Annotated in this window: 8 protein-coding genes; 3 read left to right on the top strand and 5 right to left on the bottom strand. The window is 74.8% G+C overall.

Features of this window, described 5'->3' with window-relative positions; translation table 11 throughout:
- Window positions 1-197: 197 nt before the first annotated feature.
- Complete coding sequence (locus IEZ31_RS32960; protein ID WP_190253943.1) at window positions 198-350, bottom strand: hypothetical protein; 153 nt, start codon at window positions 348-350, stop codon at window positions 198-200.
- Between the two features lie 228 nt (window positions 351-578).
- A complete protein-coding gene (locus tag IEZ31_RS32955) occupies window positions 579-1,166 on the bottom strand; it encodes a TetR/AcrR family transcriptional regulator (RefSeq protein ID WP_190253942.1) in 588 nt (195 codons plus the stop codon).
- A gap of 51 nt (window positions 1,167-1,217) precedes the next feature.
- On the opposite strand from IEZ31_RS32955, the gene IEZ31_RS32950 reads away from it, so the two are divergent.
- From IEZ31_RS32950 to IEZ31_RS32940, 3 genes are all read left to right on the top strand, one after another.
- Window positions 1,218-2,579 (top strand): MFS transporter, encoded by a 1,362-nt coding sequence (locus IEZ31_RS32950; protein ID WP_190253941.1) that lies wholly within the window; start codon window positions 1,218-1,220, stop codon window positions 2,577-2,579.
- A gap of 30 nt (window positions 2,580-2,609) precedes the next feature.
- Window positions 2,610-4,367, top strand: a complete 1,758-nt coding sequence (locus IEZ31_RS32945; protein ID WP_229836047.1) for an FUSC family protein — start codon at window positions 2,610-2,612, stop codon at window positions 4,365-4,367.
- Window positions 4,368-4,506: 139 nt separating this feature from the next.
- Window positions 4,507-5,814 (top strand): MFS transporter, encoded by a 1,308-nt coding sequence (locus IEZ31_RS32940; protein ID WP_190253940.1) that lies wholly within the window; start codon window positions 4,507-4,509, stop codon window positions 5,812-5,814.
- Between the two features lie 50 nt (window positions 5,815-5,864).
- On the opposite strand, the gene IEZ31_RS32935 is transcribed toward IEZ31_RS32940, so the two are convergent.
- The 3 genes from IEZ31_RS32935 to IEZ31_RS32925 all read right to left on the bottom strand — a co-directional run bounded on the left by IEZ31_RS32935 (window position 5,865) and on the right by IEZ31_RS32925 (window position 8,589).
- Window positions 5,865-6,596, bottom strand: a complete 732-nt coding sequence (locus IEZ31_RS32935; protein WP_190253939.1) for an SDR family oxidoreductase — start codon at window positions 6,594-6,596, stop codon at window positions 5,865-5,867.
- A 72-nt stretch (window positions 6,597-6,668) separates the two neighbouring features.
- The gene (locus tag IEZ31_RS32930) at window positions 6,669-8,135 is read right to left on the bottom strand and encodes a catalase (RefSeq protein ID WP_190253938.1); all 1,467 of its coding nucleotides are present in this window, start codon (window positions 8,133-8,135) and stop codon (window positions 6,669-6,671) included.
- A 76-nt stretch (window positions 8,136-8,211) separates the two neighbouring features.
- Entirely contained in the window at window positions 8,212-8,589 is a 378-nt protein-coding gene (locus tag IEZ31_RS32925) for a barstar family protein (RefSeq protein ID WP_229836046.1), read from the bottom strand.
- Between the last annotated feature and the right edge of the window lie 38 nt (window positions 8,590-8,627).

The following is an 8,627-nucleotide window of genomic DNA, read 5'->3' as shown; positions in this document are numbered from 1 at the left end:
CAGCCACCCTCCGCCGCCCCAGCCACCCTCCGCCACCGCACCCAGCCACCCTCCGCCACCGCACCCAGCCACCCTCCGCCACCGCACCCAACGGCCGCACCCAGCCGCCCTCCACCACCGCACCCCCGCCACCCTCAGCCACCGCACCCCGCCGCCCTCGGCCACCGCGCACTTCGAAGACGTTGGTCGATCTACCCTCACCAGTCGCGGCGGGTGAGGGTAGATCGACCAACGTCTTCGCGCGGGAACCCGGCGAGCCACCCCTCAAGATCGATGGAGAGTTCCGGCTGCCATGGCGACCAGAACTCTCCATCGATCTTGGGAGGTGCCGCGCCGATCACGGCCCGCACGGAGCCACACCGCGGCCGATGGGCGCCCGCACTCGCCCGACTCCATGATCGAGGGAGATGTTTTGGCTGTCCCGACGACCAGATGCAACCCACGATCATGAGGCGGTCAGCGACGAGGCTCGCGAGACCCCGCCATTCGCCTGAATTGTCCGAAATGACCGGCCGGGAGCCCCGGGACCCGGCGCGCCCCCGGAGCCGCCCGGCCGCAGCCGGCCCGGGCACGCCGCGTCAAGGAGCGTCGTACATCCGGGACACCCAGCGGTGGGCGAACTCGCGCAGCGCCGCCCGCTCCTCCCCCGGCACCTCGCCGTGCAACGCGCGCACCGCGTGGGCGTGCACGGCCCAGATTAAGCTCCGCACCGCCACGCGCGGATGCGGCTCGCCCGCCGCGGCCAGGAGGCGCTCGACCCGCTCGTACAGCGGCATCGAGTATCGCTCGTCGATCCCCCGGTGGCGGGTCGGGTCCAGCCAGCGGCGCAGCCACAGGCCGGTGTTCTCCGGCCACTCCTCCAGGAAGTCGAGGAACGCGTCCAGCACCCGGTGCAGGTCGGTCGGCGACGACAGTACCGGCTCCAGGGCGCGCTGTTCGAGCGCGTAGACGCGGGCGAAGCAGGCCTCGTACAGCACCGCCTTGCCGCCCGTGTGGTGGTGCACCGTCGCCACGTCGACGCCGGCCGCGTCCGCGACCTGCCGCACGCTCACCGCGTCGAAGCCGTGGCGGGCGAACAGGCCGGTGGCCGCCGCGACGATCCGCTCGCGGGTCGCCTGCGGGTCGGCCTGCGGCGGGCGGCCGGGCCGCCGGCGTGGGGTGTTCATGCCGTCCATCGTCGCCTATTATCCATCGCACGTTGGATTAGGGAGCGGTCGATGACGGACGTCCGCCTGCCGCTGCGCGGCCTCCTGCCCTTCGCGACCGGGTCGGTCGGCATGGGCGTGTGGGTCACGGTGCCGGGGCTTCTCCTGCTGTACTTCATGACGGACGTCCTCGCCGTCGCGCCCCTCCTCGCCGGGTTCGCGCTGCTGGTGCCGAAGATCGCCGACGTCGTGCTGCACCCGTGGGTCGGCCGCCGCTCCGACGCCGACCTGGCCCGCCACGGCCACCGCCGCCGGCTGCTGCTGCTCGGCTGCGGTCTGGCCGTCGCGTTCGCGGTGTTGTTCGCGGTCCCGCCCGGACTGCGCGGCCCCGGCGCCGCCCTCTGGGTCGCGGTGGCGTTCATCGCCGGCAACCTCCTCTTCGCCGCGTACCAGGTCCCCTATCTCAGCACGCCGGCCGACCTCGCCATCGGCTACCACGAGCGGACCCGCCTCATGGGGTTCCGCATGGTCGTCCTGACGGTCGGCATCCTGCTCAGCGGCGTGGCCGCCCCGCTGCTCGCCGGCGCGGGCTACGGCACGATGGGCGTGGTCCTGGGCGCGGTCACCCTGGCCGCCATGCTCGTGGGCGTGGCCGGCGTGACCCGCCTGACCCGCGCTGCACCGCTGACGCCCGCCCAGCCCTCCCACGGCGGACTGCTGACCGCCCTGCGCGACCGCCAGTTCCGCGCCCTGGTCACGGCGTACCTGGCGATGTCCACCACCACCCACCTGGTGCTCGCCGCCGTGCCGTACTACACCGAGTACGAGCTGCACCGCCCCGCCCTCACGACGGTCCTGGTGGCGGCGTTCGTCGCCCCGGCGATCGTCACCACGCCGCTGTGGGTGGCCTTCGCCCGCCGCTTCGGCAAGCAGCGCGGCCTGCTGGCGGCCCAGCTGACGTTCGTCGGAGGTTCGCTGGTACTGGCGTTGGGCGCGACGGCCGGCCTCGTCGTCCTCGTCGCGGCGGTGGCGATGCTGGGCGTCGCCTTCGCCGCGATGCAGCTCCTGCCGTTCTCCATGGTCCCGGACGTGATCGCCGCCGCCGGCCCGGACGGCCCGGCCAAGGCGGGCGGCTACACCGGCGTGTGGACGGCGGCCGACGCGCTCGGCGGCGCCCTGGGCCCGTACGTCTACGCCGTCTGCCTCGCCGCCGGCGGCTTCGTGGCCAGCTCCTCGGACGACCCGGCCCCGCAGTCCTCGTCCGCGCTGCTGGCCGTCCGGCTGGGCTTCGGACTGGTCCCGGCCGCGTTCATGCTGGCGGCGATCCTGATCCAGCGCCGCTACACCCTGGACACGGCCGCCCGACCGGCCGGTGCCGGTGGCGGCCCGGGCGGTCTCGTTCGAGCGGGGGAGGCGGGCGAACCGACCGGCTGAGGGCGGCCCCCGTACGGCAGGATGGCGGTGATGGCCGCACCGATCCCGCCGGCCCCGCCGCTGTCGCGGGCCGGGCTCGCCACGCTGTTCGCGGTGCGGCCGGTGCCGCGCCGGTGGCCGGTCGCGCTGCGGGCGGCCGTGTGCATGGGACTGCCCACCCTTGCCGGGTGGCTCGCGGGCGACGTCGCCGCCGGGCTCACCGCCACGATCGGCGGGTTCACTGCGCTGTACGGCAGCGGGCGGCCGTACCGGTACCGGGCCGGGCTCCTCGCCGCCGTCGCCGTGGCCATCACGCTCGCCGTGCTCGCCGGGCTGTGGACGGCCGGGACGCCGTGGCTGGCGGTCACCGCGCTCGCCCTCCTCGCGACGGGGGCGACCCTGCTCTGCAACGCGGTGCCGGTGGGGCAGCCGGGCGCGTACTTCGTCGTGCTCGCCGCCGCCACCGGGGTCGCCCTGCACGCCGGGCATCCCGATCCGTGGCGGGTCGGGGCGCTGGTGCTCGCCGGCGGGGCGTTCGCCTGGCTCGTCCACCTGGCCGGGGCGGTGGTCCGGCCGCGCGGCCCCGAACGGGCGGCCTTCCTCGCGGCGGCCGGGGCCGTCGCCGACCTCGCCGTGGCCGAGCCCGGCGAGGCGGACGACGCCCGGCACCGGGCCGCCGCGGCGCTGCACGAGTCCTGGAACGTCCTCATCGCCGAGCAGCCGGCCCGCGGCAGCGCGACCCTCGACCGGATGCGGGCCGAGACCCGGGCGCTGCACCTGGCGTTCGCGGACATCCTCAACGCGCCGCGCCGGGACCCACCGCACCACACGCCGGAGGAACCCGGGGCCGTCGAGCTGCCGTACGGGCGGCCCGGGGCGGCGGCGCTGCTCCGCGAGGCGCTGCGGCCCGGGTCCGCGGCCGTCACCACCGCCGCGCGGGCCGGGCTCGCGGCCCTGTTCGCCGGGTCGGCCGCCGTCGGGCTCGGCCTGGAGCACGCGTACTGGGCCATGACCGCGGCGGTGCTCGTGCTGCACCAGGGGTTCGACTGGCCGCGCACCGCCCAGCGCGGCCTCGAACGCCTCACCGGCACGTGGGCCGGGCTGCTGCTGGCCGGCGGCCTCCTCCTGGCCCACCCCGGCGGGCTCTGGCTGGTGCTGGCGATCGTGGCGCTGCAGTACGCGATCGAATGGCTCGTGCCGCGCAACTATGCGCTCGCCGTCGTCGTCATCACCCCGATCGCGCTGCTCATCGGCTCCGGCGGGCGGCCGGTCGCCGACGTCGGCGGGCTGCTGGTCGCCCGGGGCGTCGACACCGCGATCGGCTGCGCGGTGGCCCTCGGCGTGTTCCTGGTCACCCCCCGGTGGGGCGCGACCGCGCGGCTGCCGGAGGCGCTGGCCGGCACGCTCGACGCCGCCGGCATCGTGCTCAGCCACCTCGCGGACGGCGCGGTGACCACCGCGGCGGCCCGGGCGGCGCGGCGGGACCTGCAGCACCGCGCGCTCACCCTGCCCGGCGTCTACGCGACCGCGGCCGGGGCGCCGGGCCCGCACCGCGGCGCGGCGGAGTCGCTGTGGCCGGCAGTGGTGGCGGTGCAGCGGCTCGTGTACCGGATGCTGGCCGCCTGCTGGGAACAGGAGCGCACCGGCGGCCGCCCGGACCTCACCGCCCACGACGCCGGCCGCATCGGCGTCGCCCTCCGCGACACCGCGACCGCTCTGCGCGAACGCCGCCCGCCGGTCGCCGTGGCCGGCCTGCCGCCGCTGCTCGGTCCGGACGTGCTCGCGGTCCAGCACTCCCTCGGCGCGTAACCCTCCCTACCGGGCAGCGGGTAGTCGCACTTCGGGGAACCCCGCGCCGCTGACGGCCGATGACCCCGATGTTCGGCGCAGCATCCCCGGCAAGTCTTGGTGGCGGTTCCGAGCACCCGAGGAGAAGGTCACCGCCATCGTGGAGAACTCGAACACCCCGTGGGCCCCGCTGCGCAGCGGCGCGTTCCGAGCGCTCTGGCTGGCCATGTCGGCGGCCAGTGCCGGCGCCGCCATGCAGCTCGTCGGCGCACAGTGGCTCATCTCGGGCGGCTCCACCGGCCGGTCGGACACCGGTCTGCTGGTCGCGCTGGTGCAGGCGGCGAGCATGCTGCCGGTACTGCTGCTGGGCCTGCCGGCCGGGGTGCTCGCCGACCTGGTCGACCGGCGCCGGCTGCTCATCGGCGTCCAGCTGGCGATCGCGGTCGTCGGCCTGGTGCTGGCCGGCCTGGCGCTCAACGGCCGGGTGGCGTCGACGACGCTGATCGTGCTGCAGTGCGCCATCGGCGCCGGTGCGGCGCTGACGATGCCGGCGTTCGGCTCCATCACCCCCGACCTGGTGCCGCGCCGCCACCTGCCGCACGCCTCCGCGCTCGGCGCGATCAGCACCAACGTCGTGCGGGCGGTCGGCCCGGCCGTCGCCGGGCTGGTCATCGCGTGGGCCGGCACGGCGGCGGTGTTCGCCCTGCACGCCGTGACGGTGCTGGTGTTCGTCGGGGTCCTGTTCGCCTGGCGGCCGTGCCCCGTCCTGGCCCGCAAGCGGGCCATGGAGCGCCGCCCGGAGCCGTTCGGCGCCGCGCTGCGCGTCGGCTGCGGCTACGTTCGGCGGACCCCGGTGGTCCGGCGGATCCTCGGCCAGGCGCTGCTGTTCCTGCTGCCCGGCTCGGCCCTGCTCGCCCTGCTGCCGCTGCTGGCCGGGCAGCGCCTCGGCCTCGGCGTCAACGGCTACGGGCTGCTGCTCGGCGCTCTCGGCGCGGGCGCCGTCGTGGGCGCCCTGATCCAGCCGCGGCTGCGCGCGGTCCGGCCGCGCGACCGCATCGCCGGCTCGGCCGGCGTGTTCCTGCTGGCCCTGGTCGTCGTGGCGGCCAGCCGCGACGCCCGCCTGGTGGCGCTCGTCCTGGTCGCCGCCGGCGCCGCCTGGGTGATCACCCTGGCCTGCACGAACTCGGCGATCGAGAGCCACCTGCCGGCCTGGGTGCGGGCCCGCGGCCTGTCCGTGTACCAGGTCGTGCTGTTCGGCACCCAGGGCCTGGGCGCGATCGCCTGGGGCTGCTGCGCCCAGCGCCTCGGCGCGCAGGCCGCCCTGATGCTCGCCGCGGCCGGCGTCGGTGCCGCCGCGCTGATCGGCCGCGCGTGGCCGATGCACGACCCGGCCCCGGCCACTGCCACCGCCCCGGCTCCGGCTCCGGCCACCGCCGCCGCTCCGGTCCCGGTCCCGGTCCCGGCGTAATGCCGCAGGCACGGCGTACGGCCGCGGACACGGCGTAAGGTCCCGGGCGCCTAGGTGAGCTGCTGGCCGCCGTCGACGTCGTAGGTGGCGCCCGTCAGGGCCGTGTCGGCCATCAGGAGGACGGCCAGCGCGGCGACGTCCGCCGGGCCCACCACACGGCCGATCGGCAGCGTCGCGCGCAGCTGCTCGCGGCGGCGGTCGAGATCCTCGCCGAGCAGGCGGGCCGACAGCTCCGTGTCGACGAAGCCCGCCGCGATGAGGTTGACCCGGATCGGGGCCAGCTCGAGCGCCAGGTTCGCCACCAGCGCGGGCATCGCCGCGGTCAGCGCGCCCGCCAGGAGCATGCCCGGGCCGGGCCGGCGACCGCCGGTACCCCCCATGAACAGCAAGGTTCCCGCGGGCCGGACCCGGCCGGTCACGGCCCGGGCCAGGTGCAGCGGCAGCCACAGGTGCTCGTCGACCAGCCGGCGGGCGCGGGCGAACTCCAGGTCGGCCAGGCGGGTGTAGTAGTTGCCGCCGGCGGTGACCATCACGTGGTCGACCGGCTCGCGCAGGTCGGCGAAGAACCGGGCCAGCGCCGCGGGGTCGGTGGCGTCGAAGGCGGCGGTGGCCGTCGCGCCGACGTCGGCGGCCGCGCGGGCCAGCCGGGCCGGGTCGCGGCCCACGAGGACGGCCTCCGCACCCTCGGCGCGGGCCTGCCGGGCCGTCTCGAGGCCGATCCCGCCGCTGCCGCCGAGCACCACGACGGTCTGGCCGGCGAGCCGGCCCGAGGAGCCTGCCATACGCACCAGCGTGGCATCGCCCGCGCTCCGGCACGGGCGACGCCACGGGTGATCACCGCGGGCACCCCGCCGTCATCGCCTGGTCGTGGCCGTCAGGCCGATGTGTTCCGCCACGCGGGCGCCGAGGCCGGGGTCGACCCGGTTCCAGTACTCCTTGACCGCCCGCTCCTGGATGAAGCGCTCGACCCCGGCGCTGAGGTGCGCGGCGATGTTGCCCGCCAGGTGCTCGCGGTCGGCCGGGCCGAGGACGTCGCGGTACAGCGTGCCGGGCTGGACAAAGTCGTCGTCGTCGCGGTGCGCCTGGTACGCGGTGCGCAGGATCTCGCCGCTCTCGACCATCCAGCTCGGGTCGCGGTACCGCCGCGGGTCGCCGGCCGGCCCGCCGTAGCTGTTCGGGGCGTAGACCGGCTGGTTGCCGCTGTGGTGGTACCGCATCGGGGCGTCCTTGTTGTAGTTGTGCACCTCGTTCAGCGGCCGGTTGACGGGCAGCTGGCCGTAGTTCGGGCCGGTGCGGTACCGGTTCGAGTCGCCGTAGGCGAACATCCGCCCGAGCACCATCCGGTCCGGGCTGGGCCCGATGCCGGGGACCATGTTCGCGACGTCGAACGCCGCCTGCACGATCTGGGCGAAGAAGTTCTCCGGGTTGCGGTTGAGCACCATCCGCCCGATCGGGATCGTCGGGTAGTCCTTGTGCGGCCAGGTCTTGGTGATGTCGAACGGGTTGAACCGGTACCCGGCCGCGTCCTCGTACGGCATGATCTGCATCTCGACCCGCCACGCCGGATGGTCCTGGCGCAGGATCGCCTCGAACAGGTCGCGGCGGTGGAAGTCGAGGTCCTCGGCGCGCATCGCCTTCGCCTCGGCGTCGGTCAGGTTCTGGATGCCCTGCTCGGTCTTGAAGTGGTACTTCACCCAGAACCGCGCACCGGCGGCGTTCTGCCACATGTAGGTGTCGCTGCTGTAGCCGTTCATGTGGCGCCAGGTCCGCGGGGTGCCGCGGTCGGTCATCAGGATCGTCACCTGGTGCGCCGACTCGGGCGAGAGCGTCCAGAAGTCCCACTGGGCGTTGTTGCTGCGCAGGCCGCTGTCGGGCATCCGCTCCTGCGAGTGGATGAAGTCGGGGAACTTCATCGGGTCCCGCACGAAGAAGACCGGCGTGTTGTTGCCGACCATGTCGTAGTTGCCTTCTTCGGTGTAGAACTTGACGGCGAAGCCCCGCACGTCCCGGTCGGTGTCGGCGTACCCCTCCTCCCCGGCGACGCTCGAGAGCCGCGCGAGCACGGGCGTACGCTTGCCGACCTTGCTGAGGAAGGCCGCCTTGGTCCACTGGGTGACGTCCTCGGTCACCTCGAAGTAGCCGAAGGCCCCGCCACCCTTGACGTGGTAGACCCGGTCGGGCACCCGCTCCCGCACGAAGTGCGCCAGCTTCTCCAGCAGGTAGGAATCCTGCAGCAGGTTGGGCCCCGCGGCCCCGACGGTGAGCGAGTGCTCGTCACTGGCCACCGGCACCCCGGCGTTCGTCGTCGTGGTCGGTCTCATGGCGCTTTCCCTACCCGGCCGTGCCCCGATACACCTGCGTTCGCGCCTACGCTGCGACCCGTGAGCTACTGGGCCGTCAGTGGAGGTCGAGCACGACGTCGTTGTCGTTGATGATCTCGACCAGCTCGTCGAACAGGGTCGGGCCGGCGCTCAGGCGGGCCCGCTCGATCCTCGCCCGGATCGCGGCCCGGTTGGACGGATGGGCCGTGCGCAGGAGTCCTTCCAGGCGGTCGATCGTCGCCGCGTAGCCGAGCGCTGCGCGGGAGCGCTCGGAGTGGCGCCACCGCAGTACCCACCGGCCCTCAGGCGTCCCGAAGCCGCCTCGGAGGATGTCGTTGAAGGCATCCAGGTTGCCGCTCCAGGTGTGGCCGGCGAGCAGCTTCGAGAACTCACGCGCGAAGCCGTCGAAGTCCGAGAATTCGGCGCCGTCGATGACGAGAACGGGAAGGTCCACGACCCAAGTATGTGGGACCGCTGTGGTGGAGGATGGCT

Source organism: Dactylosporangium sucinum, assembly GCF_014647515.1.
In the GTDB taxonomy this organism is placed as follows: domain Bacteria; phylum Actinomycetota; class Actinomycetes; order Mycobacteriales; family Micromonosporaceae; genus Dactylosporangium; species Dactylosporangium sucinum.
Note: the sequence above shows the minus strand (reverse complement) of the source record. Positions and strands in the feature narration are given on the sequence as shown.